Origin of the sequence: Marinobacterium stanieri (genome assembly GCF_900155945.1) — a bacterium.
In the GTDB taxonomy this organism is placed as follows: domain Bacteria; phylum Pseudomonadota; class Gammaproteobacteria; order Pseudomonadales; family Balneatricaceae; genus Marinobacterium; species Marinobacterium stanieri.
Genome location: NZ_FTMN01000008.1, coordinates 1 through 24,070 on the forward strand (window position 1 = coordinate 1; position 24,070 = coordinate 24,070).

Sequence of the window (24,070 nt, forward strand, 5' to 3'; positions counted from 1 at the left end):
CTTTTGGTTTACGTATTCGGCGGTTCAAGCGTTCGAAAATGGCTCGTTTGTCGGCCTCGCTGCTGAAAACGCTTTACCGGACACTCCTGCGCCTGTTCCTCAAGTCGATTCTTCTGGTACTGGGCATGCTCCTGGTGTCGTTCCTGCTCCGAGTGGGCCTCAAGCTTCTATTTCTGTAGTCGAATCCGCTGATCCCTTCCAGGCATTAATTGATGCAGGGGCCCAGCCCTATGTATCGGCCGTTGTCTATGTCCGTTCCACCGGAGCCGTTTATTACCGTGTTCATGTGTATTTTGATGATCAGCTCCTGGACGTATTCGATCAGGATGCACTGGAAGAGTTGGGATACCTTGCCCAGTACCGCAAATCCGGCCTGCTGTTAAACAAACACGGAAACACCATCTTATTGCGCGAGTACTACGGCAGCGCGGGCACCCGTCGCGAGGAACCTATGGGAGGAGCAGAGGGTGCCCGCGCGGCCCCCGTCCCGACGATCCTGTAGCACGTCTCAAATGATTACAACCAGTGGCTGGTTAGACAGCTATACACCCTTGTTACATCAGGTGCAGATGATGAAGAAAGAATCCTTAACCCGTAGAAACCAGAATTTTGAACCCTGTGAAGATGGTCGTTTCTTTGTAACCCCCACATTGGAGACCGTAGACCTTTCGGGTGTCCGTGTTATTGATTGCTCCGTTGATACGGTACGTCAGTTGTATAACGGGATGCTTGATCATGACCTCCTGGACAATTTGGAGGAAAGGTTAGAGGCAGAACACCGTCCAGTGATTGAGTACCAGGGGCATCTATGGCGACTCAAAAGAGGCGGTAAGGCTGGTTTCAAATTCCTGCTGCAGAATGCTGAATTCGGCGTGATTATCATGGTGAAGAACAACCACACCACGGCTGACTGTGTGGGAAGTCACTGTAAGATTGAAGTTTCACCCAAGCTGATACGAGACCGATCCCCTGATGTACTGCAACACCAGATGGATGAACTGGCAGCAGGATGGTTCGTAATAGCTCCGTCCCCCTGTGGTGTGGCTATTCACCTGGCTACCGACTGGCAAGGATGGGTTCCCCCGTCTGATTTCGTGGACCGCCTTACCTGTCGATCCCAGCGGGTCAATGATCGTAACGGCTTCCAGTCCCTTGAAGTTACCACTGGTGAAGTCGCCAGCATCTACGGCCGTGGTCAGTCCTACACCTTTGGCACCGTCTCCAGCCTGCAGGCAGCCTTATACAACAAGTCACGGGAGATCGTTGCCCATGACAAGATCGACTACTTCCACGGCATCTGGAGTGCCAAGGTTGATCACGACCTGACAACTCCTCTCTGGCAACCGGATCAGGACGTATGGCGTCTGGAATTCCGTTTCTCTCAAACGGTGCTCCGTCAGTTTGCCGACTACAACACCACTGAAGAGAAGAAGTGCAATCTCAGTACCTATGAGGCTGCATCCGAGTATTTAGCGAACCTCTGGGCCTATGGGCTTGATCGTTTCCGGTTGGACCTGAATAGACGTTACGTGGACCCGTTCTGGACCCTGCTGAATGAGGACACCGACTGGATCAAGCCGGCGTCTGACTTCATCCCCAAGCGGAAATACAAAACGGCCGGTGTCGGCAATGAACGAAACGTAGCCCTTGCACTGGGAAACCTGCTCTCCATTTATGCCAGGAACAACATCACCGCTCGCAAGGCGTGGAGCTGCCTAAAAAAGTCCGGCCTCTGGCGTGATCTGATGGGGTATATCAAGGCCAGAGAGCTCACAAAGGCTGACCTCTTTGATCTCATTGAGCGGGGCCTGTTGGAACGGCGACTGACGAGCAAGGTGGCTGCATAGTGGCAATATCCCCTCTGCCGGATGGACGCTGGAAGGTCGATATCGAACCGATCAAAGGGCGTCGTTTCCGCCGCATACTCAAGACCAAAGCTGATGCAAAACGCTTTGAGCTGGTTTGCAAGCAGAAAATTACCCTGGAACCTGAATGGTCGCCCAAGGCCAAGGACCTGCGGAAACTGAGTGAGTTAATCGAACTCTGGTATGACCTGCATGGCCACACCCTGCGCGATGGTGTACGCAGGAAAACCGCGCTGCTCAATATGGCGGCTCGCCTCAAGGACCCTGCAGCCATAAAGCTGACACCGACGGCGTATATGAAAGACCGTCGCAAACGGTCCGAGGCTGGGATTACCGGCAAGACACTGAACAATGAGCTGACGTATATCCGTGCGGTGTATAACGAACTCTACTCCCTGGACCAACTCGATTACGAAAACCCACTGGCCAAGGTGAAACCGCTACGACTTCAGCAGAAGGAATTGTCCTGGTTAACGCAGGACCAGATTCAGGAGTTGTTGGCTGCTATCCGCTCCCGATCGGCAGGGGCAAACCCCCACCTGGAGCTGATTGTGCTGGTGTGTCTGGCAACGGGTGCCCGTTGGTCAGAAGCCCAGAACCTGAAACCGTCATCTGTACGGAATAGGGCAGTGACCTTCAGTAACACCAAAAACGGCAAGGTTAGAACCGTACCCATCTCCCAGGAACTCGAACAACGGCTAAAACAGCATTGGAAAGAGTACGGACTGTTCACCAGCTCAATCGGTGCATTCCGCAGGGCATTGGAGAAAACCACGATAGAGCTACCCAAGGGCCAGGCAGCTCATGTACTACGGCATACGTTCGCCAGTCACTTCATGATGAACGGCGGGAATATTCTAGTTTTAAAAAAAGCACTTGGGCATTCTTCTTTAGCAATGACATTACGTTACTCACATCTTGCCAAAGACCAATTGCAAAGTGTTGTTGCAATGGCTCCTGTCTGATTTTAAAAAAGAGCCATAGTACTTTCTTTTTTGGCTGATGATTCTATAAGTGAATCTAAATCATTTTTACAGTGTGCATCAATTTCAAAATATTGATCTTTGTTCTTAAGGATCGTTATTCTTTCTAATGAACCTTTAATAGTGTTTAGATAGTTTGATTTTTCAATATCAGAGCTGTTTATTATTTTTAGATTACCTTCTATCTTGGGTTCTTTGTTCGCGATATCCTTAGGCGTTGGGTTGATCACGATAAGCCTCCTGCCGTATTTTAGTGCCGCTTTGCTGGCATGCAAACTACCTCCTTTTATGTCGGTTTGAACCAAAAAGGTAGCCATGCTTAAACCTGCTTGTATGCGGTCTCTTTCAACAAATGCTGACCGATATCCTTTTGATTGATAACCGTATTCCGATATGATGAGACCGTTTTTATCAACTATCTCATGCGCTAAATTTTTGTTTTCAGCCGGATATGTTTTGTTCAGGTGAGTGCCAAATACAGCGATGGTTTTTCCATTAACGGATATACACGCCCTGTGCGCCTCTGTGTCAATTCCTTTAGCGAGACCGCTGACTATGCACCAACCATTATTTGAAAACCATTTAGATACTCTATTGGTAATTTCAACCCCGTGCTCTGTCGGTTCTCTTGTGCCAATGATTGCAATGCATTTGTGTTTCAATAACTCCACATTTCCGTTGCAGTATAGTATTGCCGGTGAGTCGTGAGTAAATTTCAAAGAGGTGGGGAACTCAGTATCCAAAATAGATACTATTCTGTGCTGGCTAGTTTCAGCTATAGCGCAGTCGTCTAAAGCCTCATTGATTGCATTCTTGGAAAGTAATAGATCCTTTTCCAATTCGTTAATTACTTTGTGCTTAAATGTTGTTCTATCTTGGGAGATAGAGTGAAGAAAAGCCTTTCCACGGCCTTTAAGCTTCGAAATTGAAAGCAAATAGAATGTGTCTTCAGAGATTATTTCTGAAGACACATTTAAACTTAGTCCAAACTTTCTGAGTAGTTGCATGATGGTTCCAAGTTGTATCCGCTGCAAGATAGAAAATAAACTCCATCTTTTCGCCTACGTTTTTTTACCATTCCTCTTCCACACATTGGGCAATCTTTCTCAATATAATTTTCGGTATTTTTACATTGAGGGTCCTCATGATAACCAGTGCAGCCCCAGAAGTATATGTCAGAGTCTTTACGTTTTATTATTTGCATCATCCTTGAACATTCAGGGCACTCTTTTTCTTCTAAGCTTTTAATTGTGACGGTTTTAGCTATTGCTAATGCTTTTACTGATGAAGGCTCTAACGCTTCAAGAAGCTCAATTGCAACTCGGAGTGTTGCTCCAGTAGTGATAACGTCATCAATGATTAGGATATTTGATCCGTTGATAGTATCAATATGGCTCTTGTTAACAGAGATAGAGCTTTTTGCGGAGTCGTAGCGCTCATCTCCTGCAAGAGTCTTTTGAGAGCCTGCATCCTTCGAGAACTCAAAGATGTCGGGAATAAATAATATTTTACTATCATTCAGCTTAGCCTGAACTCTACTTAGAAGGTCTTCAAGTCTTTGTGGGCGTCCACTCTTAGCAGGTATAACTGTTACGATATCGTATTTATCAAACTCATGGTGATAGTCAGGAATTTTTTCGACGCAGTGGCTAATCAGGTCAACCCAGTAATCAGGAGCTTTAAAATTTTCATTTGAGTTTTTTTCGGCAATTTTTTTTGACAGTTTATGATTATGGTGATATTCGATGGTGTCAATAGATTTCTGGCTAAAATATCGGCCGAGAACAAATATCTTCATGTCGTCCTTTAGTGTGACGACATTGGCAGAAAGATCAACCGGTAAGAAATAAAGACGTTTTTTGCTGAAGTCAAAAGACTCGTGTTCTTCAGTCAGTTCGGCGATGAGCTTAAGGTTTTCTGGTGAGTCAATTTCATCTAGTAAATATTCAGTACTAAGCTCAATTGATGGCGACTGAGATACAGGGTATCTATGAGCCCAGGAACAAATAGCAGGTTTAACTTTCGCTCTGTAAGCAGCAACTATGTCTTTATAGTTGTCACCGATATAGATAATGTTTTCGTTAGCTTCTAATTCAAGCTCATCTACTGCCTTTAGAATCCCATCAGGATTTGGTTTAGCCCCCTTCCTGCCAACATCGTTATAGGTAACTATTACATCAAAGTCTGGCAATCCTATGTGATCCAGAACCTTTTGGGCATATGCACGGGCTGAGTTGGTAACGATGCCAACCTTTACCCCTTTCTCTTTTAACGCAACGATCAGGTCATGGCATTTTGGGTAGGCATGTACATTCCGCAGCGTTTCCTCATTCAGAAGGTCATAGTTTCCTCTCTCGCGAATTTCTTCAATTTCTTTTGTGTTAGCCAGAGTGTTGTCTAGATCAAACAGGACCGCTTGCAGCATGAGGCACCTTTTCCCTAAGGGTTATTCGATAGGTTGGATCGAGGTTAACAAAAAGAGGCCGGGAGTTGTAAGTTCTTAAGGCTTTCGGCGTAGGGCGTTTTCGACACTTTTTCGACACTTTTGGGGAGTTGCTGGGTCCAGAAACGAAAAAAGCCTGTAAAAACAGGCTTTTAACGTTAGCAATTTGGTGGAGGTGGCGGGTTTCGAACCCGCGTCCGCCAATCCTCTGCCTCAAGATCTACATGCTTAGGCATCTCTATTTAATTAACCCGTCACGACCCGAGAGCCAGGGTGTTATGGGCGAGCTCTTTTAGTTTTAACCGTTCAGCTTAGAGCAAAGCATCCAGGCGATTCTGTCTCGAATGACACCGCAAAATCAATAAGTTACAGACACCTTAAAGTGCGGCGCTAGCTGGCTTATGCAGCTAGAGCGTAGTTATCGTCGTTTGCAACTATAACTGTGTGATGAGGGATTTACGAGAATCATCACGTTCTCGGCATGCACCTAAGGGTTCGTAATCGGCGTCGAAGCCAAGTCACCCCCAGATTTGAACGCGCTATTGTAACGACTTAATAGACAGTACGAAAGGGGGCTGGTTCATCTAACCGCAACAGAAAGTTCACGTTGCTTCTGACGATTCCAGTCTTTTTCTTTCTCGTCTGCGCGCTTGTCGTGCAGTTTCTTGCCTTTTACCAGCGCGATTTCACACTTCACCATACCCTTCTTCCAGTACAGTGCCAGTGCAACGCAGGTGTAACCCTTGGCTTCCACTGCCGTAATGAGTTTGTCGAGTTCGCGACGGTTGAGCAGCAGCTTGCGGTCACGACGCGGGTCTGTTACGTAGTGCGTGGACGCAGAGATCAGCGGTGTGATGTGCGCACCCACCAGCCAGGCTTCACCGTTTTTGAAAATGACGTAGGAGTCCACCAACTGGCCGCGGCCTTCACGCAGGCTTTTCACTTCCCATCCCTGCAGGGACAGGCCAGCCTCGACGCGGGTGTCGATGGTGTATTCGTGCTTAGCACGTTTGTTCAGGCAGATGGTGTTTCCGCCCGGAGCCTTCTTTTTCTTTGCCATGCGCGGATTATATAGAGGGGCGCGTGGCAAGAAAAGCGGCCCGTGTAGCGAAATAGCATGGATCTGTTGCGCTAAATCGGCGAATAAGGTTGTCACCCCTGTCGTAAATATGAACAATTGCTGGTTTCCGAAAATCTGACTTGAGAGCACTATGGAAACTAAGCAGTCTATTCACGGCTCCTGGGCGAACCGATGGATCTTCATCCTCGCCGCGACAGGGTCGGCTGTCGGACTGGGTAACATCTGGAAGTTCCCGTACATCACCGGTGAAAATGGCGGGGGCGCCTTCGTTCTGGTTTATCTGTTCTGCATCCTGCTGGTCGGTATTCCGATCATGATGGCGGAGATTCTGGTGGGTCGCCGTGCCCGGCAGAGTCCGATCAATGCGGTACGCGAAACGGCGGCTGAAGCGGGCCGCAGCAAGCATTGGGGCCTGATCGGCTGGCTGGGTGTTCTTGCCGGCTACATTATCTTTTCCTTTTATTCCGTCGTAGCCGGCTGGGTGCTGCACTACATCGCGGGCATGGGGACAGGGCAGCTTGTCGATATCGGCAGTGAACAGGCCGGGCAGCGTTTTACCGATCTGCTGGCCAGCCCTGATCAGATGCTGATGTGGCATACCGTGTTCGTATTGATGGTGGTCGCGGTGGTTGCTGGCGGCGTGAACAAGGGCCTGGAGCGTGCTACCAAGGTGATGATGCCGGCACTGTTCCTGCTGTTGATCGTGTTGCTGGGCTATTCCGTTAACTCAGGCGGTTTTGCCGAGGGCTGGTCTTTCCTGTTCAGCTTCTCGCCGGAAGCGCTGACCTGGGATGCGGTACTGGTTGCGCTGGGTCACTCCTTCTTTACCCTGTCGCTGGGCATGGGCGCTATCATGGCCTACGGTTCCTACATGGGTAAGAAAGACTCCATCGGTTCCACTGTTATCACTATCGGTGTACTGGATACGCTGGTCGCGCTGGTAGCAGGCCTGTGTATCTTCCCGATCGTATTTGCCAACCAGATGGACCCGGCTGCGGGCCCTGGCCTGATGTTTATCACCCTGCCGGTGGCCTTTGGTCAGATGCCGGGTGGACAGGTATTCGGCTTCCTGTTCTTCACTCTGGTCGGTGTAGCGGCCTGGACGTCTGCGATCTCCCTGCTTGAACCGGCGACGGCCTGGGTTGTCGAGCGCTTTGGCATGCGTCGTCCGCTGGCGGCTCTGGTGCTGGGCGTCATTATCTGGTTGATGGGTATCGCATCCCTGCTGTCGTTCAACCACTGGGCAGAAATCAAGATCTTCAGCCTGAGTGTGTTCGACTTCCTCGACTTCCTGACGGCCAATATCATGCTGCCATTGAGTGGTTTGCTGATTGCGCTGTATGCAGGCTGGGTACTGACCAGTAACATGACCCGTGATGAGCTGGCGCTGGGCTGCAACAAGGTATACGCGGCCTGGTGGTTCGTGATTCGCTACATTGCGCCCGTTGCCGTAATGATCATCTTTGTGGTCAATTTGTATGACAAGCTGGCGGGCTGAGGCTGGCTGAAATAGGTAGGTTATGACGCAGGTAAAACGCAGCGCACTGGTGTTACACACGGCCGAGCAGATGTTCGACCTGGTAAACGATGTGCGCCAGTACCCTCAATTCCTGCCCTGGTGCTCGGCGACCGAAGTGGTCGCCGAGTCCGATCAGGTGCTTGAGGCGACGCTGTATCTGGCCAAGGGTGGTTTAAAGTACAGCTTTACCACGCGTAACCAGTTGGATCGTCCGCGCCAGATGGATATTGCGCTGGTTGAAGGGCCTTTCTCCTCCCTGCATGGTATCTGGGTGTTTACACCGCTCAGTGATGAGGCCTGCAAGGTGGAGCTGACCATGGAGTTCGAGTTCCAGGGCAAGCTGACCGGCATGGCCATGTCCAAGGTGTTCAGCTCGGTTGCAACGACACTGGTTGATGCTTTTGTCACCCGTGCTGATGAAGTCTACGGTTGAGGGAAAAGATGATTCAGGTTGAAGTAGCGTACGCACTGCCGCATGAACAGAAGATCATTGCGGTACAGGTGGAAGAGGATTGCACGGCGCGTGATGCCGTGATTCGCTCTGGCATTGCCGAAGTATTTCCTGAAATTGACCCTGACAGCATCCCGATGGGGATTTTTGGCAAGGCGATCAAGGATCCGGGCACAACCGTGCTGCGGGAAGGCGACCGTGTGGAGCTTTACCGCCCGCTCATCGCTGATCCCAAAGAAGTACGTGCCAAGCGTGCAGCCAAAATGAAGGCGCAGAAAGAAGCCGAGCAGAAGGAAAAGTCAGAGAAGGATGCCTGACATTCAGGGCCTGGCATCCGTTGTAGCGGTTACTGCTGGTCCTGACCCTGATTGGGCTGGAAATCACCGGTGAGGCGATGCAGCTTGCCGTCCTGGAAGAACAGCGTGAGGCGCTCGCGATAGCGCTGGTCGTCCCCGTCCTTGATGGTGTAGATGTAATCCCAGCGATTTTCGCTGAAGCTATCATTCACCAAAGGGGTGCCCATGATGTACCGTACCTGCGCAGGGGTCATGCCAGGGCGGAGCTGGTCCACCATTTCCTGAGTGACGAGGTTACCCTGAGGGATATCAATCTTGTACACGCCGGGGAATTCGGTACAGCCGGTAATAATAACGGCAAGGATGGCGCTGATAAAAACCTTTTGCATCGGACAATGACTTCCGTTTTTCAGCCTAAACAAAGATAATGGAGTCTAACATTGCAAATCCCGAACAGCATAGTGATTGAGGCCTAATATGGCACTGGAAAATCAGGAACTGCGGAAGGCCGGATTGAAGGTCACACTGCCGCGGGTAAAAATTTATCAGATACTGGAGCGCGCCGGAGAGGGCGATCACTTCAGTGCTGAAGATATCTACAAGCTCCTGATGGAGCAGGGTGAGGATGTGGGTTTGGCCACGGTATACCGTGTACTGACTCAGTTTGAAGCAGCAGGTCTGGTGTCACGTCACCACTTTGATGGCGGTCATTCCGTATTTGAGCTGGCCCGTGAAGAGCACCATGACCATGTCGTGTGTGTGAAATGCGGCCGTGTCCGCGAGTTTACCGAGCCGCAGGTGTCCGAGATTCTGGACAAGGTAGCCGACGAGCTGGGCTTCAGCATCACCGATCGTACTCTGTACCTCTACGGCGTCTGCAAGGGCGGCTGTGAGGAAAGCGGCAAGAAGTAAGTCGCTGAATTCGATACTGTCGGCATCAGGCCGACAGCATCTCCTGCGCGTGTGTGAGGGTAGTGCGGGTAATATCGACCCCGCCCAGCATGCGCGCCACTTCTTCCACTCGCTGCTTGTCACTCAAGCGACTGACGCGAGTTTGTTTCCCAGTTGTTTTACCGTTCTTGCTGACGAACAGGTGCTGATCGCCCTGTGCCGCGACCTGTGGCTGGTGGGTCACGCAGAGAATCTGTACGCGTTTGCCCAGTGCGTGCAGCATGCGGCCAACCACTTCAGCAATGCCGCCACCGATACCGACATCCACTTCGTCGAAGACCAGTGTGGGTGTGCTGCTGCTTTGTGCGGTAATGACCTGGATCGCCAGGCTGATACGTGACAGCTCGCCACCGGAGGCAACCTTGGCCAGTGCACGGGCCGGCTGGCCTTCATTGGTGCTGATCAGGAATTCCACTTCTTCCAGCCCGTTGGCGTTGTAGCGCTCCTCATCCAGCGGGGTCAGGCAGGCTGTAAAGTGTGCAGCAGGCATGCCCAGTGCGTGCAGTTGCTCATCGACGCGTGTGCCCAATGTTTCGGCCGCCTGTTGGCGCGCCAGGCTCAGCTCGGCAGCGCTGCCGAGATACTCGTCGCGTGCGTGTACCACCTCGGCTTCCATTTCGACCAGCGCTTCGTCACTCTGGGTGAGCCCGGCCAGTTCCTGCTGCAATGATTGATGGAAAGCAGGAAGTTCTTCCGGTAGCAGGCGGTGCTTGCGGGCCACGTCATAGATGGCCGACAGGCGCTCTTCTACTTCCTGTTGGCGCTCGGGATTGATTTCGATGCCGTCGATAAAGTGACGTACCTCGCGGCTGGCTTCTTCCACCTGAATCAGGGCGCTGTTGAGCATCTCGTCGGCCTGGCGCAGACGTTCATCCTGGGCATCCAACTGTCCCAGAAGTTGCAGGCAGTGGTGCAGCATGGACAGGCAGTGAGTATCGTCGCCTTCGCTGCTCAGCTGCAGCAGCTGATGGCCGCTGGAAAGCAGACCGTCGGCATTTTCCAGACGCTGCTGCTCCTGCTCCAGTGCTTCCAGCTCACCGGGCTGCAGGGCCAGCTGGTCCAGCTCTTCAACCTGATAGCTGAGCAGCTGTACGCGGGCGTTGCGCTCTTCGGATACTTCGGTGAGGGCGCGGAATTCGGAGTGCAGGCGGCGCCATTTGTGAAAGTGGCGGCGAACCTGGTCCGACAGCTCGCCCTGGCCGCCAAAGGCATCCAGCAGCACGCGGTGGTGATCCTTTTTCAGCAGGCGCTGGTGCTCGTGCTGGCCGTGTATATCCACCAGAAACTGGCCGAACTCCCGCATCAGGGTGAGGGGGACGGGCCGGCCGTTGATATAGCTGCGGCTGCGTCCTTCTCGGGTAATGACGCGCCGCATGAGGCATTCGCGCGGATCGCATTCCAGCTCATGTTCCTGTAGCCAGAGCCGGGCAGAGCCCAGTTCGCGGATATCGAAGCAGGCGGTGAGTTCGGCACGATCGGCGCCCTTGTACAGGCTGTCGCTGTCGGCACGGTTGCCCAGGCACAGCCCCAGCGCATCCAGCATGATGGACTTGCCGGCACCGGTTTCACCGCTGATCACGGTCATTCCGTTATCCAGTTCCACTTCCAGAGCATCGACAATCGCGAAGTTGCGGATCGTAATCTGCGTCAGCATGGCGAATACCTACGGGTTGGTTCTAGTGGTTTTATATACAGTGGTTATTTATACAGTATTTACTGTATAAGTCATTTTTGCCATTGCTGCAATCCTTGAGCGAAAAAATACAGCTGAGCGCTTGAAGCCGAACAAAGCAGCCCCATATAGATGAGCAACGAGGTGAAACCCGAGATTTCAGTTGGAGAGACCTGATGGCGAAAGAGCAGCAGAACACCCAAGAGCCCCTGGAAGGGGTTCAGGACGCAGTCGACACTGCGGTTGAAGCAGGCGCGGCAGAGCCGCAGGCTGCGGATGATACTCAAGCGGATGTGCTGCAGCAGTTGGAAGAGTCCCGTGCCGAAGTTGATGCGCTGCAAAAGGAACTGGCTGAGCTTCAGCCGCGCGCGCAGGCCGAGATTCAGAACATCCGCCGTCGTGCCGAGCAGGACGTGGAAAAGGCCCACAAGTTTGGCCTGGAGAAGTTCGCCAACGAACTCCTGCCTGTTGTCGACAGCCTGGAGCGTGCCATCGAGGCGAGCCAGGGCGAAGGCGAGCAGCTGCAAGCGATCCGTGAAGGGGTCGAAATGACGCTGAACCTGTTCCTGTCCAGCATGGAGAAGTTCAACGTCGAACAGGTGAACCCGGAAGGCCAGCCGTTCAACCCTGAGCACCATCAGGCGATGTCCATGGTGCCGGCTGAAGGCGTAGCGCCGAACACGGTAGTAACCGTGGTGCAGAAAGGCTACCTGCTGAATGGTCGTCTGATGCGCCCGGCGATGGTGATGGTCGCAAAAAGCTGATCGGGGCGTTGAATTTCTTCAACGCGTACCCATATAAGTAGCAACCAAATTTTTAAGACTTGAATTCTCGCCCCGAGGGGCGACAGCAATATCGGAGCAGAACATGGGCAAAATTATCGGTATTGACCTGGGTACTACCAACTCTTGTGTAGCTATCCTGGACGGTGACAAGACCAAGGTAATCGAAAACGCCGAGGGTGATCGCACCACCCCGTCCATCATCGCGTACACAGATGATGGCGAAACGCTGGTCGGTCAGCCGGCCAAGCGCCAGGCAGTGACTAACCCGGACAACACTCTGTTCGCGATCAAGCGATTGATCGGCCGTCGTTTTGAAGACAAGGTCGTACAGAAAGACATCAAAATGGTGCCTTACAAGATCACTGCGGCCGACAACGGCGACGCTTGGGTCGATGTTAAGGGCCAGAAAATGGCACCGCCGCAGGTGTCTGCTGAAGTGCTGAAGAAGATGAAGAAAACCGCCGAGGATTACCTAGGCGAGAAAGTGACCGAAGCGGTTATCACCGTACCGGCCTACTTCAACGATTCTCAGCGTCAGGCAACCAAGGACGCAGGCAAGATCGCCGGTCTTGAAGTGAAGCGTATCATCAACGAGCCGACAGCAGCTGCGCTGGCGTACGGCATGGACAAGTCCAAGGGTGACAAGACTGTTGCCGTATACGACCTGGGTGGTGGTACCTTCGATATCTCCATCATCGAAATCGCTGATGTAGACGGTGAGCACCAGTTTGAAGTACTGGCGACCAACGGTGACACCTTCCTCGGTGGTGAAGATTTCGACCTGGCTGTCATCAACTACCTGGCGGACGAGTTCAAGAAAGAAAGCGGCATCGACCTGCACAACGATCCGCTGGCGCTGCAGCGTCTGAAAGAAGCGGGTGAGAAAGCGAAAGTCGAGCTGTCTTCCGCTCAGGCTACTGACGTGAACCTGCCGTACATCACGGCTGATGCGACCGGTCCGAAGCACCTGAACGTGAAGCTGACCCGCTCCAAGTTGGAATCTCTGGTAGAAGAGCTGGTAATTCGCTCCATCGAACCGTGCCGCATCGCGATCCAGGACTCCGGTGTATCCGCGTCCGAGATCGATGAAGTGATCCTGGTGGGTGGTCAGACCCGTATGCCGCTGGTACAGCAGAAAGTTGCTGACTTCTTCGGCAAGGAACCGCGTAAAGACGTAAACCCGGATGAGGCCGTTGCTATCGGTGCCGCTATCCAGGGTGCGGTTCTGTCCGGTGATGTTAAAGACGTACTGCTGCTGGACGTAACCCCGCTGACGCTGGGTATCGAAACCATGGGTGGCGTTGCGACACCGCTGATCGAAAAGAACACCACGATTCCGACCAAGAAGTCTCAGGTGTTCTCGACCGCTGATGACAACCAGACTGCGGTAACCATTCACGTGGTTCAGGGTGAGCGTAAGCAGGCGTCTTCCAACAAGTCTCTGGGTCGTTTCGACCTGGCTGACATTCCGCCGGCACCGCGCGGCATGCCGCAGATCGAAGTCACCTTTGACATCGATGCCAACGGTATCCTGAACGTGTCTGCGAAAGACAAGGCCACTGGCAAAGAGCAGTCCATCGTAATCAAGGCCTCTTCCGGTCTGAACGATGACGAGATCGACCAGATGGTTCGCGATGCCGAAGCGCACGCCGAAGAAGACAAGAAGTTCGAGGAACTGACCGCTGCCCGTAACCAGGGTGACGCGATGATCCACACTGCTCAGAAAACTCTGAAGGATGCCGGTGACAAGGCAACCGACGAAGAGAAAGAGAAGATCGAAGCAGCGAGCAAAGAGCTGGAAGAAGCGCTGAAGGGCACCGACAAGGATGCCATCGAAAGCAAGACCGAAGCTCTGACTGAAGCACTGTCTGCAGTGGCCCAGAAAATGTACGCCGAAGCAGCCCAGGCTGAAGAAGCGGCTGGCGGTGCTAACGCTGACGCCGGTGCCAAGGACGCAGCAGACGACGTTGTCGATGCCGAGTTCGAAGAAGTGAAGGACGACAAGAAGTAAGCTTCGCGGTTGTCGATCCTTGCAGTGTGACAGCGCGGGCCCCGGCCCGCGTTGTCATGTCCGGCTCAAGTGAGCCAAACCCTGACGAGTCAGATTCGGATCATGTCAAAGCAGGACTACTACGAACTTTTGGATGTGCCCCGTGATGCATCTGATCGGGACATTAAAAAAGCCTACCGTCGCCTGGCGATGAAGTACCATCCGGATCGTAATCCGGATGACAAAGAGGCTGAAAACAAATTCAAGGAGATCAGCGAGGCCTACGAGGTCCTGTCTGATGCTCAGAAAAAAGCGGCCTATGACCAGTTTGGTCATGCCGGTGTCGATGGCCAGGGCGGCGGCTTTGGCGGTGGCGGATTTGAAGGCAACTTCTCCGACATCTTCGGCGATGTATTCGGTGACATCTTCGGTGGTGGCGGAGGCGGCGGTGGTCGTCGTCGTTCCAGCGTTCAGCGCGGCGCTGATCTGCGCTACAACCTGGAGCTGAGCCTCGAGGAAGCAGTGCGTGGCTGCGAGAAAACACTGGAAATCCCGACGCTGGTCGGCTGTGAAACCTGTGACGGCAGCGGTGCCAAGCCGGGTACCAGTGCCAAGACCTGTAACACCTGTGGTGGTATGGGCCAGGTACGCATGCAGCAGGGTTTCTTCTCCGTACAGCAGACCTGTCCGACCTGTCGTGGCGAAGGCAAGGTGATCTCCGATCCCTGTGACGACTGTCATGGCCAGGGACGTGTCGAGAAGACCAAAACCCTGCAGGTCAAGATTCCGGCCGGTGTTGATACGGGTGATCGTATCCGCCTGGCAGGCGAAGGTGAAGCGGGCTCCCATGGTGGTCCGGCGGGTGATCTCTATGTTCAGGTTCATGTGCGCGAACATCCGATCTTCCAGCGCGATGGCAAGCATCTGTACTGTGAAGTGCCGATTAGCTTTGTCGATGCCGCCCTGGGCGGTGAGCTGGATGTGCCGACACTGGATGGTCGCGTCAAGCTGAAGATCCCGGCGGAAACCCAGTCCGGCAAGTTGTTCCGTCTGCGTGGCAAGGGTATTACCCCGGTACGCGGTGGCAGCGTTGGCGATTTGATGGTGAAAGTGGCGGTGGAAACGCCGGTCAACCTGAATAGTCGTCAGAAAGAGCTGCTGCGTGAGTTTGCCGAGACCACGGAAGAGGGCAACAGCAAGCACAGCCCGAAAAAGCACGGCTTCTTTGACTCCGTGAAGAAGTTCTTTGAAGATATGACCTGATCGCAGGCCCTGCGGGGCCTGCATGTGCAGACGGATACAGGAAAGCAGCATGACCAGAGTAGCGGTGACCGGCGCGGCCGGCCGTATGGGCAAGACCATTATTGAAGCACTGCAGCAGAACGATGCTGTGTCACTGAGCGCAGCCATTGTTGAACCGGACAGCTCCCTGATCGGCGCTGACGCCGGTGAGCTGGCAGGTGTCGGCAAGCTGGGTGTCGCCCTGGCGGGCAGCCTGGAAGCCGTGGTTGACGATTTCGATCTGTTGATTGATTTCACTGCCCCTGAAGTCACCATGCAGAATGTGGCCTTCTGTGCTGCTCACGGAAAAAAGGTTGTCATTGGAACTACCGGTCTCAATGACAGTCAGAAAGAAGAGTTGCAGCAGGCTGGCGAGAAAACCGCCATCGTGTTTGCGCCCAACATGAGTGTGGGTGTGAACCTCTGCTTCAAGCTGCTGGAAATTGCGGCCAAGGCATTGGGCGACGATAGTGGCTACGATATTGAAGTAATTGAAGCGCATCACCGCCATAAGGTGGATGCACCTTCAGGTACCGCACTGCGCATGGGTGAAGTGGTTGCCGATGCACTGGGACGTGATTTGAAGGAATGTGCCGTGTATGGCCGTGAAGGCATTACCGGTGCGCGTCCGGCCAAGCAGATCGGTTTTGAAACCATCCGTGCCGGTGATGTCGTGGGTGATCATACAGTGCTGTTTGCCACAGAAGGCGAGCGTATCGAGATTACCCACAAGGCGTCCAGCCGCATGACCTTTGCCAAGGGAGCGGTGCGTGCAGCCGGTTGGCTGCAGGATAAATCGACCGGTTTATTCGACATGCAGGACGTTCTCGGCCTACACTGAATCCCAACCTTGTTGTTGTTCCCTCTGCCCGCCTCTGTGCGGGCTCTTTTATTTGTGCGCTGCGGCAATGTTTTTGTCACTTCCTGCCGGCAAAGTATAAATAGGCTTGCTGCTCCCCTGTCTTCACGGCTATGGTTATTGCGTTTCGGTAACGTATGGAGGCGGAATGTACAAGCTGTGTTTCTTCGTACCTGAGCCCGATGCCGAACCCGTCAAATCAGCTTTGTTTGAGGCGGGTGTGGGTAAAATCGGCGATTATGACCAATGCTGCTGGCAAACCCTGGGGACAGGTCAATTCCGCCCGCTGGAGGGTGCCAACCCGCATTTGGGGCAGCATAACCGTCTTGAACACGTGGCTGAACTGAAAGTGGAGATGGTGTGCCGTGATGACCTGATTCGGCTGGCCGTTGCCACCTTGAAACAGGCGCACCCCTACGAGGAAGTCGCTTACGAAGTCTATAAGCTGGCCGATTTCTAGGCGAGCTGGCAGCAAAGGGAGGTCGCTGTGACACAGCTACTGGTGCGTTACTCTCGAATTCTCGAAATCGTCGGCGATATTGTGCGGGTGCACGTACCCTCACCGGCGGAAGGCGATGTCAGTGCCATTGGCTTTGGCGATCTGGCGCTGATCGAAAATATCCTCGACCCGGATCAGCCGCCCTATATGGCGCAGGTGATCCAGCTGGACGACGACAGCGTGTCGCTGCAGGTGTTCTCCGGCACCAAGGGGCTGTCCACCAAGGCCGGCGTGCGTTTTCTGGGACACCCCATGCAGGTGACCTTCTCTCCCAATATTCTGGGCCGTGCCTTCTCCGGTTCCGGTCGCCCCATTGATGGCGGGCCGGCGCTTAGCGAAGAAGCGCGTATCGATATCGACGGTCCCACGGTGAATCCGGTGCGCCGTATTCTGGCATCGCGCATGATTCGCACCAACGTGCCCATGATCGATGTGTTCAACTCTCTGGTCGAAAGCCAGAAAATCCCCATTTTCTCCGTGGCCGGCGAGCCCTATAACCGCCTGCTGGCCCAGATCGGTGCCAATGCTGACGCCGATGTGGTGGTGTTTGGTGGTATCGGTTTGATCTTTGATGATTACCACTTCTTCCGCCGTGCCTTTGAAGAGGCCGGCGTCAGTGCCCGTACCGTGACCTTCGCTCACCTGGGTTCAGACCCGGTGGTAGAAGGCCTGCTGGTGCCGGATATGGCGCTGGCGGTGGCAGAACGCTTTGCGGTAGAGGAGGGCAAGCGTGTCCTGGTGCTGCTCACCGATATGACCGCCTATGCCGACGCGCTCAAGGAAGTGGGTATCTCCATGGAGCACGTGCCGTCCAACCGTGGCTATATCGGCGATCTTTACTCCCAGCTGGCACGCCGCTACGAGAAGGCCTGTGATTACAAGGGCGCCGGTTCGGTGACCATCCTTTCCGTGACGACCATGCCGGGTGATGACGTCACCCACCCGGTGCCGGATAACACGGGCTATATCACCGAGGGTCAGTTCTACCTGCATAACGGTGTGCTGGACCCCTTCGGTTCCCTGTCGCGGCTTAAACAGCATGTGATCGGCAAGGTAACGCGCGAGGATCATGGCCAGATCATGAATACCATGGTCAGGTTCTATGCCGAAGCACGGGATGCCCAGCAGAAACAGGCCATGTCCTTTGATCTGACCGAATATGACGAGCGTCTGCTGCAGTTCGGCGCACTCTTCCGCGATCGCTTTATGGATATTGGCGTGTCACTGCCGTTGGAGGAGGCGCTGGATCTGTGCTGGCAGACGCTCTCTGAATGCTTCCAGCCGGAAGAGCTGTTGATGAAACAGCAGCTTGTGGATAAATACTTCCCTCAGCGTCAGGCCGGGTGATTCACCATGGCGAAGCTGGCGCTGAACAAAAGCACGCTCAACCATGAGCAGCAGCGGCTGAAATCCTTCCGCCAGTTTGTGCCGGCACTGGATCTCAAGCGCAAACAGATCCTGGCGGCGCGGTTGAAGGCAAAGCATCGCCTGGCTGACGTGCAGCAGCAGATTCTGGATATCGAAGCACAGGTTCGGGTGCAGCTGCCCATGCTGGCCGGTACCACGCTGGCGCTGGGTGATCTGGTGAAGCTCAAGGGTGTTGAGCAACGCACCGAAAATCTGGTCGGTATCGAGCTGCCGGTGATTGATCACATCGAAATTGACCGTGCCGAATATTCCCGTCTGGCATTGCCGCAGTGGGTGGATGTGCTGGTGGAACACCTGGCAAGCGTGATGGCACTGAAGCTGGAATTGCGTAACCAGGAGGTACGTCTGCAGCGCCTGGAAGCAGGGCTGCAGAAAACCACCCAGCGCCTCAACCTGTTCGATAAGGTGTTGATTCCGCAAACAGAGCGCAATATACGACGTATTCGTATTGCCCTCTCGGATGCCGAACGGGCCGGGGTTGTACGCGCCAAGATTGCCAAGAGCAAGCGCGCAAGGATGGCCGTCCAATGAGTATCCAGACACTGCATAAAGCGACGCTCATCGGCCTGACCGGTGATAAGGAACAGGTGCTCGACCGGCTGCAAGGGCTGGGTCTCATGCATATTATTCCCCTGCGTGATGATCCTGCCTTCGATATTGAAGCCGGTTGTACACAAGGCGTTGCGCCGGATGCGTTGCAGCAGGCCATTCGTTACCTGCTAAGTTGTCCGCAAAAGCGTCGTCAGGTGACGGCCGAGCGCCATTTCCGCTTGCCGGATGTGGTGGCAGAGGTGCTGGATAACCGCAAACAGCACCTGCAGTTGAGTGAACGTCTCGACTTCCTGTGTAAGCGTATTCGTGATCTGGAACCCTGGGGCAACTTTGAGCTGCCCGGTGATGAGAGGTTGTTGGGCTATCGGCTCTGGTTCTATCTGGTCCCCAACTACCGCATGCACGAGCTGAAACACACCGAGTTGCCCTGGTCACTGGTGCATCGGGATAACCGTCACGCTTACGTGGCCGTGATGGCAAAGGACGAGCCGCGCACCAATCAAATGCCGGTGGCACGTACCCATACCGGCTCGGTGCCGCTGAATCAGCTCAAGCGTGAGCTGGAAGATCTCGAGATTGAAATCGAAGCGCTCAAGGCTGAGCGTGAAGCCCATACCCGCTGGCTGTATCTGCTGCAGCGCTCCATGGCGGGCAGCGAGGATATGGCCGAGCGTGAGCGGGTGTCTCGTCAAACCCTGGATGATGACAAGATTTTTGCGTTGCAGGGCTGGCTGCCCGCTGCGCGAGCGGACGAGTTGCAGGCCTTTGCCGACGCCGAAGGGTTAGTGTTGTTGCTGGAAGCGGTAGCGGATGACGAACTGCCGCCAACTCTGCTGGATAACCCGGCCCAGCTGGCGGGCGGTGAAGAGGTGGTGCGTTTTTATCAGATGCCCGGTTATCGGGCCTGGGACCCTTCCCGCGTGGTGTTTTTCTCCTTTGCCGCCTTCTTTGCCCTGATTCTGTCGGATGCCGGTTATGCCTTGCTGCTGGGGCTGGTCTTGCTGTTTTACTGGAACCGTATGGGACGTTCTGAAACCGGCTGCCGTCTGCGTGTATTGGGTGCTACCCTGGCGCTGTTCTCAGCGGGCTGGGGCGTGCTGGTGGGCAGCTACTTTGGTGCTCCACCACCAGGGCCCCTGGCGGTCCTGAAGCTGGTGGATATGAACGACTTTGACAGCATGATGCGCATCTCGGTGGTGATGGGCGCCAGTCACCTGATTCTGGCGAACCTGATCACTGCCTGGCGTGCCCGGCACCGGCTGACGGCACTGGCCCCCCTGGGCTGGACGCTGGTGATTGTGGCGGGCCTCAGTGCCTGGCTGCGACAGCAACTGGGACTGGAATGGGGGCTGCTGGGGCTGGGCTTGTTGATGATTCTGCTGTTCTCCAGTGAGCGTCCCATGCAGGGAGCATCGTCCATCGCCTGGCGCCTGGTAGATGGCCTGCTGGCCCTCACTGGTGTGTCCAAAATGTTTGGCGATGTGCTGAGTTATCTGCGCCTGTTCGCGCTGGGGCTTGCCAGTGCTTCGCTGGCCGTCACCTTTAACCAGCTGGCCACCGATGTGGCGGCTGCCGTGCCCGGTATTGGCCTGTTCTTCGAGGTACTGATTCTGCTGGCCGGACATCTGCTCAACTTTGTACTGGCGGTGGTCAGTGGTGTGATCCACGGCCTGCGCCTGAATCTGATCGAGTTCTATAACTGGAGCCTTGCTGATGAAGGCTACGCTTTTCAACCGTTCACCAAGCGGGAGGTCGACCCTTGGATAACCTGATACTGGCACTGGGATGGGCGGGGCTTTACGGCCCCATGGCATTGGGCGCGATCGGCAGCATTATCGGCTGTGCGCTGGCGGGGCAGGCAGCCTGTGGCGCCTTGCTGGAAACGGAAACCGGACATGGGCGCTACGTGGGTATCGCCGCTATGCCCTCGTCGCAGACGATCTACGGCATCGTGGTGATGTTCTCATTGAACCGGGCGGTGACGCTGGATAACGCACCCGGCCTGTTCGCCATCGGGATTCTGGCAGGGCTGGCGCTGATGTTCAGTGCCATTCGCCAGGGGCAGTGCTGTGCCAGCGCGATTAACGTGTCCAAAATCAAACCGGAGATCTTCGGTATGTCGGTGGCGCCGGCGGCCATCGTTGAAGGCTTCGCCGTATTCGCCTTCATCTTTGCTCTGGTGATCAGTGCCGGCATTCCGGGCTAAGGGGGCGCCATGAGTGAGCAACAACAGCAGGCCGCATCCGGCGTTGAAAAGCTGATCCAGCAACTGCGTGAGCAGGGTGTGGAGCAGGGGCAGCAAAAAGCCTCGGAGCTGGTGGAAGAAGCCGAGCGTCGTGCCAACTGGCTGGTCGAACAGGCGCAGCAGGAAGCCGAGCAGCTGCGGCGCAAGGCCCGTGAAGACGCCGAGCGACTGCGCCGTGCCGGCGAGGATGCCCTGAAAATGGCAGCACGGGACATGCAGTTGCAGCTGCGCGAGCAACTGGCGCATACCTTTGCCGACCGGGTGCGGATGCAGGTCAGCGAACAGCTGGACAGCGAGACCTTTATCCGCGACGTGATTCAGGAAGTGGTGCAGCAGGCCTGTCAGGATGCGTCCCTGTGCGCCATGCCAAGAGTTGAGGTGCTGTTGCCGGCCGGTGTGGTGGGCCTGGAAGAGCTGCGCCGCAACCCCCATGCCTATCGTGAGGGCAAGCTTAGCCAGTTCGTTCAGGAGCAGCTGAACGTGCAACTGCGTGACGGGGTGACGCTGGATCTGCATGACGGGCGTGGCATCTGTATTCGCTGTAACGGTGAGGATGCGGAAATCGATCTCAGTGACCGTGCCCTGGCTGAGCTGCTGCTGCGCCACCTGCAGCCCCGTTTCCGTGCCATTCTGGAAGGGGTGATTCGCTAGTGTCGCTGTACTACACCCTGGTCCCGGCTTTGCCTGCCCTGCCGCCATCCATGAGTCAGTTGAAGGAGCTGCCGATTTCGGTACTGCAGCTGGAACAGCGTCTGACCATGCTGAGCGAGGATGACCGGGCAGTACTGGAGCGGGCGCTGCGCCTGTTCCAGCGTGAGCGCAGTGGAGACGAGGGTTTCTCTGACCGGGATGAAGTACTGCACTGGCAACAGGAGCTGGCGGCGATTCCGGACAAGCCCTTGCGGCGTGTATTGGAAGAGAATCTTGAGTGGCGCAGCCTGATTGCGGCGCAGCGCTACCGTCTGGCAGGTCAGGCCGAAGGTGGTAGCTTTCAGGGCTATGGTCGGCGTGTATGGATTATCAAACGTGACTGGCAGCAACCCGACTTTGGCCTGGGGCGTCGCTATCCCTGGTTGATCGAATCCCTGGCCCAGCTCAAGCAGGGGCAGTGCCTGGAGCTGGAACAGCAGATTCTGGAACGGCTATGGCGCAAGTTGCGCCTGTTGGAGCAAAGCCACCCCTTTACCCTGATGGCCATTGCGGCCTATCGGCTGCGCTGGTCGCTGGCCGAGTATCGTTTGCGCTGGCAGGGTGACGCCGCGCAGACCCATTTTTCGCAACTGGTCGACCGCGCCCTCTCCGGGCTGGAGCTGGATGAGCCGGTCGACGCTGTGACAGAGGCAGGTTAATGAGCATGAACCAGACCCCCAGTGCACGGGTAATAGGTGTCCATGACGACATCGTCAGTATCCGCATGCTGAAGGATGACGAGGGCGAGTTTTATCCCATTACCAAGAACGAGGTGGTGCTGATCTGTCCACAGCGCAGTGATGGCGAGCGGCTGGAAAAACTGCAGGCCGAAGTGCTGCGTGTACGTCATGGTGAAGCTGATGTGCAGGTGTTCGAGACCACCCGAGGTGTGTCCGTTGGTGATGGCGTTGAGCAAACCGGCCAGATGCTGTCGGTATCGCTGGGGCCGGGCCTGTTGGGACAGGTCTATGATGGTTTGCAGAATCCACTGGAAGTGATTGCCGGCCAGCATGGTTTTTTCCTGCCGCGCGGCCTGGAAGTAGATGGCATTGACCAGCAGCAGAAGTGGTCATTTCAGCCCAGCGTGAAGGTAGGGGCCAGGGTTAAGGCAGGCGACCTGCTGGGGCGTGTGCCCGAAAGCCGCTTCAGTCACAAGATCATGGTGCCGTTCAATTTGCGCGGGGAAGCCGAGGTCACCTGGGTGCAGGAGGGCAGCTTCACTGTTTCAACGCCCGTGGTGCGCCTGCGTCTGGCCAATGGCAGCGAGCGTGAAGTCAGCATGCAGCAGCGCTGGCCGGTGCGCGTACCGGTCAACCGTGACCTGTTGCGAGAGGGTTATAACCAGCGCCTGTTTCCACAGCAACCGATGCTGACCAGTATCCGCTTGATCGACACCTTCTTCCCGGTTGCGCTGGGCGGCACCGCCTGTATTCCGGGACCGTTCGGTGCCGGTAAAACCGTGCTGCAGGGCCTGATTTCGCGCTACTCCAATGTGGATATCGTGGTCATCGTGGCCTGTGGCGAGCGTGCCGGCGAGGTGGTGGAAACCATTACCGAGTTCCCCAATATGCCGGACCCGCGTGGCGGCACCCTGATGGACCGCACGGTGATTATCTGTAACACCTCGTCCATGCCGGTTGCGGCCCGTGAAGCCTCCATCTATACCGGTATCACCATCAGCGAATACTACCGCCAGATGGGCTATAACGTGCTGTTGATCGCGGACTCCACTTCACGCTGGGCTCAGGCCATGCGTGAAACCTCGGGCCGTTTGGAAGAGATACCGGGTGAAGAGGCCTTTCCGGCCTATCTGGACTCGGCAGTACGTGCGCTCTATGAGCGTGCCGGCCTGGTACAGACCAATGATCGCGAGCAGGGCAGTCTGACCCTGATTGGCACGGTATCGCCCGCCGGCGGCAACTTTGAGGAGCCGGTGACCCAGTCGACGCTGCGTACGGTGAAAACCTTCCTGGGCCTGAGTGCCGAGCGTGCCTACAAGCGCGCCTACCCGGCAGTGGATCCGTTGATCTCCTGGTCACGCTATCTGGATCAGCTGGAGAACTGGTACAGCGATGAGCTGTCGCCACAGTGGGTGGCACAGGTGAAGCGTATGCTGAGCCTGATCCGCGAGGGCGAGCGGGTGCAGCAGATGATGCAGGTGACGGGCGAAGAGGGGGTTACGCTGGAGGATTACCTGATCTGGCAAAAATCCCAGTGTCTTGACCAGGTCTATCTACAGCAGGATGCCTTTGACGATGTGGATGCTTCAACGCCCATCAGTCGCCAGCAGGAACTTTTTGGTCTGTTGATCGACTGCCTGGATAACCCGCCGGCGATGACCGAAAAGGAAAATGTGCGAGCGCATTTCGTCAAACTGGCAGGCCTGTTCCGCAACCTCAACTACAGTCGCCATGACAGTCCGGACTACCGACGTTATCTGGCTGACATCAAGGAGATGGTGTACCACGTGCAGGCCTGAA

24 protein-coding genes and 1 other RNA gene are annotated in these 24,070 nt (G+C 55.1%); 19 read left to right on the forward strand and 6 right to left on the reverse strand.

The annotated features are described in order from the left end of the window. From BW956_RS22500 to BW956_RS16120, 3 genes are all read left to right on the forward strand, one after another. The coding region (locus BW956_RS22500; RefSeq protein ID WP_175612034.1) for a hypothetical protein at positions 1-502 on the forward strand (502 nt) is incomplete at its 5' end. A 10-nt stretch (positions 503-512) separates the two neighbouring features. Then, positions 513-1,847 (forward strand): hypothetical protein, encoded by a 1,335-nt coding sequence (locus BW956_RS16115; RefSeq protein ID WP_175612035.1) that lies wholly within the window; start codon positions 513-515, stop codon positions 1,845-1,847. After that, on the forward strand, positions 1,847-2,830 hold the full coding sequence (locus tag BW956_RS16120; protein ID WP_076464249.1) for a phage integrase: 984 nt from the start codon (positions 1,847-1,849) through the stop codon (positions 2,828-2,830). Before BW956_RS16115 ends, BW956_RS16120 begins: the two co-directional genes overlap by 1 nt. A gap of 2 nt (positions 2,831-2,832) precedes the next feature. Here the strand turns inward: BW956_RS16120 and BW956_RS16125 are convergent, their stop codons facing one another. The 4 genes from BW956_RS16125 to smpB form a co-directional block, all read right to left on the reverse strand. Then, positions 2,833-3,855 carry a DNA-processing protein DprA gene (locus tag BW956_RS16125; RefSeq protein WP_083703115.1) on the reverse strand — a complete coding sequence of 341 codons (1,023 nt, stop codon included), beginning with the start codon at positions 3,853-3,855 and terminating at the stop codon, positions 2,833-2,835. Next, the gene (locus BW956_RS16130; RefSeq protein WP_076464251.1) at positions 3,828-5,273 is read right to left on the reverse strand and encodes an HAD-IA family hydrolase; all 1,446 of its coding nucleotides are present in this window, start codon (positions 5,271-5,273) and stop codon (positions 3,828-3,830) included. The genes BW956_RS16125 and BW956_RS16130 overlap by 28 nt, the downstream gene beginning before the upstream one ends. A gap of 185 nt (positions 5,274-5,458) precedes the next feature. Further along, positions 5,459-5,817: a transfer-messenger RNA gene (gene ssrA / locus BW956_RS16135) on the reverse strand. A gap of 54 nt (positions 5,818-5,871) precedes the next feature. Beyond that, positions 5,872-6,351, reverse strand: coding sequence for an SsrA-binding protein SmpB (smpB, locus tag BW956_RS16140; RefSeq protein WP_010323433.1), 480 nt, complete (start codon positions 6,349-6,351; stop codon positions 5,872-5,874). A gap of 151 nt (positions 6,352-6,502) precedes the next feature. Between smpB and BW956_RS16145 the strand changes: the two genes are divergently transcribed. The 3 genes from BW956_RS16145 to BW956_RS16155 are packed head-to-tail and all read left to right on the forward strand — an operon-like array spanning position 6,503 to position 8,659. Beyond that, on the forward strand, positions 6,503-7,870 hold the full coding sequence (locus BW956_RS16145; protein WP_010323432.1) for a sodium-dependent transporter: 1,368 nt from the start codon (positions 6,503-6,505) through the stop codon (positions 7,868-7,870). Positions 7,871-7,892: 22 nt separating this feature from the next. Then, positions 7,893-8,324 carry a type II toxin-antitoxin system RatA family toxin gene (locus tag BW956_RS16150; RefSeq protein WP_010323431.1) on the forward strand — a complete coding sequence of 144 codons (432 nt, stop codon included), beginning with the start codon at positions 7,893-7,895 and terminating at the stop codon, positions 8,322-8,324. An 8-nt stretch (positions 8,325-8,332) separates the two neighbouring features. Then, positions 8,333-8,659, forward strand: coding sequence for an RnfH family protein (locus BW956_RS16155; protein WP_010323430.1), 327 nt, complete (start codon positions 8,333-8,335; stop codon positions 8,657-8,659). Positions 8,660-8,688: 29 nt separating this feature from the next. Here BW956_RS16155 and BW956_RS16160 read toward each other — a convergent pair whose 3' ends face one another. Further along, entirely contained in the window at positions 8,689-9,027 is a 339-nt protein-coding gene (locus tag BW956_RS16160; protein WP_010323429.1) for an outer membrane protein assembly factor BamE, read from the reverse strand. A gap of 88 nt (positions 9,028-9,115) precedes the next feature. Here BW956_RS16160 and fur point away from each other — a divergent pair, with 88 nt between their 5' ends. After that, positions 9,116-9,550, forward strand: a complete 435-nt coding sequence (gene fur, locus BW956_RS16165) for a ferric iron uptake transcriptional regulator (protein ID WP_076464253.1) — start codon at positions 9,116-9,118, stop codon at positions 9,548-9,550. Positions 9,551-9,575: 25 nt separating this feature from the next. On the opposite strand, the gene recN is transcribed toward fur, so the two are convergent. After that, positions 9,576-11,243 (reverse strand): DNA repair protein RecN, encoded by a 1,668-nt coding sequence (gene recN, locus BW956_RS16170; RefSeq protein WP_076464255.1) that lies wholly within the window; start codon positions 11,241-11,243, stop codon positions 9,576-9,578. 194 nt (positions 11,244-11,437) lie between these two features. Here recN and grpE point away from each other — a divergent pair, with 194 nt between their 5' ends. The 12 genes from grpE (at position 11,438) to BW956_RS16230 (ending at position 24,069) form a co-directional block, all read left to right on the forward strand. Then, the gene (gene grpE / locus BW956_RS16175) at positions 11,438-12,025 is read left to right on the forward strand and encodes a nucleotide exchange factor GrpE (RefSeq protein WP_010323426.1); all 588 of its coding nucleotides are present in this window, start codon (positions 11,438-11,440) and stop codon (positions 12,023-12,025) included. A gap of 103 nt (positions 12,026-12,128) precedes the next feature. Continuing rightward, the gene (gene dnaK, locus BW956_RS16180; RefSeq protein ID WP_010323425.1) at positions 12,129-14,057 is read left to right on the forward strand and encodes a molecular chaperone DnaK; all 1,929 of its coding nucleotides are present in this window, start codon (positions 12,129-12,131) and stop codon (positions 14,055-14,057) included. Between the two features lie 102 nt (positions 14,058-14,159). Further along, the gene (gene dnaJ / locus BW956_RS16185) at positions 14,160-15,299 is read left to right on the forward strand and encodes a molecular chaperone DnaJ (RefSeq protein WP_010323424.1); all 1,140 of its coding nucleotides are present in this window, start codon (positions 14,160-14,162) and stop codon (positions 15,297-15,299) included. Between the two features lie 49 nt (positions 15,300-15,348). Further along, on the forward strand, positions 15,349-16,158 hold the full coding sequence (dapB, locus tag BW956_RS16190) for a 4-hydroxy-tetrahydrodipicolinate reductase (protein ID WP_010323423.1): 810 nt from the start codon (positions 15,349-15,351) through the stop codon (positions 16,156-16,158). A 166-nt stretch (positions 16,159-16,324) separates the two neighbouring features. Further along, positions 16,325-16,636 (forward strand): YqfO family protein, encoded by a 312-nt coding sequence (locus tag BW956_RS16195; protein WP_010323422.1) that lies wholly within the window; start codon positions 16,325-16,327, stop codon positions 16,634-16,636. Positions 16,637-16,663: 27 nt separating this feature from the next. Continuing rightward, positions 16,664-18,022: a V-type ATP synthase subunit B gene (locus BW956_RS16200; RefSeq protein WP_076464257.1), complete on the forward strand. Its 1,359-nt coding sequence runs from the start codon at positions 16,664-16,666 to the stop codon at positions 18,020-18,022. A gap of 6 nt (positions 18,023-18,028) precedes the next feature. Further along, positions 18,029-18,634 (forward strand): V-type ATP synthase subunit D, encoded by a 606-nt coding sequence (locus tag BW956_RS16205; RefSeq protein ID WP_076464260.1) that lies wholly within the window; start codon positions 18,029-18,031, stop codon positions 18,632-18,634. Then, positions 18,631-20,427 carry a V-type ATP synthase subunit I gene (locus tag BW956_RS16210; RefSeq protein WP_076464263.1) on the forward strand — a complete coding sequence of 599 codons (1,797 nt, stop codon included), beginning with the start codon at positions 18,631-18,633 and terminating at the stop codon, positions 20,425-20,427. The genes BW956_RS16205 and BW956_RS16210 overlap by 4 nt, the downstream gene beginning before the upstream one ends. Further along, complete coding sequence (locus BW956_RS16215) at positions 20,415-20,861, forward strand: ATP synthase subunit C (RefSeq protein WP_010323418.1); 447 nt, start codon at positions 20,415-20,417, stop codon at positions 20,859-20,861. The genes BW956_RS16210 and BW956_RS16215 overlap by 13 nt, the downstream gene beginning before the upstream one ends. 9 nt (positions 20,862-20,870) lie before the next feature. Next, the gene (locus BW956_RS16220) at positions 20,871-21,551 is read left to right on the forward strand and encodes an ATPase (RefSeq protein ID WP_076464266.1); all 681 of its coding nucleotides are present in this window, start codon (positions 20,871-20,873) and stop codon (positions 21,549-21,551) included. Beyond that, positions 21,551-22,249 carry a hypothetical protein gene (locus BW956_RS16225; protein WP_076464269.1) on the forward strand — a complete coding sequence of 233 codons (699 nt, stop codon included), beginning with the start codon at positions 21,551-21,553 and terminating at the stop codon, positions 22,247-22,249. Before BW956_RS16220 ends, BW956_RS16225 begins: the two co-directional genes overlap by 1 nt. Before the next feature lie 5 nt (positions 22,250-22,254). After that, on the forward strand, positions 22,255-24,069 hold the full coding sequence (locus BW956_RS16230) for a V-type ATP synthase subunit A (RefSeq protein ID WP_244894384.1): 1,815 nt from the start codon (positions 22,255-22,257) through the stop codon (positions 24,067-24,069). Position 24,070: the final 1 nt, after the last annotated feature.

Bases quoted from the DNA above. Each gene is read 5' to 3' on its own strand.
- BW956_RS16150 (WP_010323431.1), top strand. From the start codon at position 7,893: ATGACGCAGGTAAAACGCAGCGCACTGGTGTTACACACGGCCGAGCAG.
- grpE (WP_010323426.1), top strand. From the start codon at position 11,438: ATGGCGAAAGAGCAGCAGAACACCCAAGAGCCCCTGGAAGGGGTTCAG.
- BW956_RS16230 (WP_244894384.1), top strand. From the start codon at position 22,255: ATGAACCAGACCCCCAGTGCACGGGTAATAGGTGTCCATGACGACATC.
- dnaJ (WP_010323424.1), top strand. From the start codon at position 14,160: ATGTCAAAGCAGGACTACTACGAACTTTTGGATGTGCCCCGTGATGCA.
- BW956_RS16115 (WP_175612035.1), top strand. From the start codon at position 513: ATGATTACAACCAGTGGCTGGTTAGACAGCTATACACCCTTGTTACAT.
- BW956_RS16205 (WP_076464260.1), top strand. From the start codon at position 18,029: ATGGCGAAGCTGGCGCTGAACAAAAGCACGCTCAACCATGAGCAGCAG.
- dnaK (WP_010323425.1), top strand. From the start codon at position 12,129: ATGGGCAAAATTATCGGTATTGACCTGGGTACTACCAACTCTTGTGTA.
- recN (WP_076464255.1), bottom strand. From the start codon at position 11,243: ATGCTGACGCAGATTACGATCCGCAACTTCGCGATTGTCGATGCTCTG.
- dapB (WP_010323423.1), top strand. From the start codon at position 15,349: ATGACCAGAGTAGCGGTGACCGGCGCGGCCGGCCGTATGGGCAAGACC.
- smpB (WP_010323433.1), bottom strand. From the start codon at position 6,351: ATGGCAAAGAAAAAGAAGGCTCCGGGCGGAAACACCATCTGCCTGAAC.
- BW956_RS16160 (WP_010323429.1), bottom strand. From the start codon at position 9,027: ATGCAAAAGGTTTTTATCAGCGCCATCCTTGCCGTTATTATTACCGGC.
- BW956_RS16220 (WP_076464266.1), top strand. From the start codon at position 20,871: ATGAGTGAGCAACAACAGCAGGCCGCATCCGGCGTTGAAAAGCTGATC.
- BW956_RS16130 (WP_076464251.1), bottom strand. From the start codon at position 5,273: ATGCTGCAAGCGGTCCTGTTTGATCTAGACAACACTCTGGCTAACACA.
- BW956_RS16145 (WP_010323432.1), top strand. From the start codon at position 6,503: ATGGAAACTAAGCAGTCTATTCACGGCTCCTGGGCGAACCGATGGATC.
- BW956_RS16210 (WP_076464263.1), top strand. From the start codon at position 18,631: ATGAGTATCCAGACACTGCATAAAGCGACGCTCATCGGCCTGACCGGT.
- BW956_RS16125 (WP_083703115.1), bottom strand. From the start codon at position 3,855: ATGCAACTACTCAGAAAGTTTGGACTAAGTTTAAATGTGTCTTCAGAA.
- BW956_RS16195 (WP_010323422.1), top strand. From the start codon at position 16,325: ATGTACAAGCTGTGTTTCTTCGTACCTGAGCCCGATGCCGAACCCGTC.
- BW956_RS16155 (WP_010323430.1), top strand. From the start codon at position 8,333: ATGATTCAGGTTGAAGTAGCGTACGCACTGCCGCATGAACAGAAGATC.
- fur (WP_076464253.1), top strand. From the start codon at position 9,116: ATGGCACTGGAAAATCAGGAACTGCGGAAGGCCGGATTGAAGGTCACA.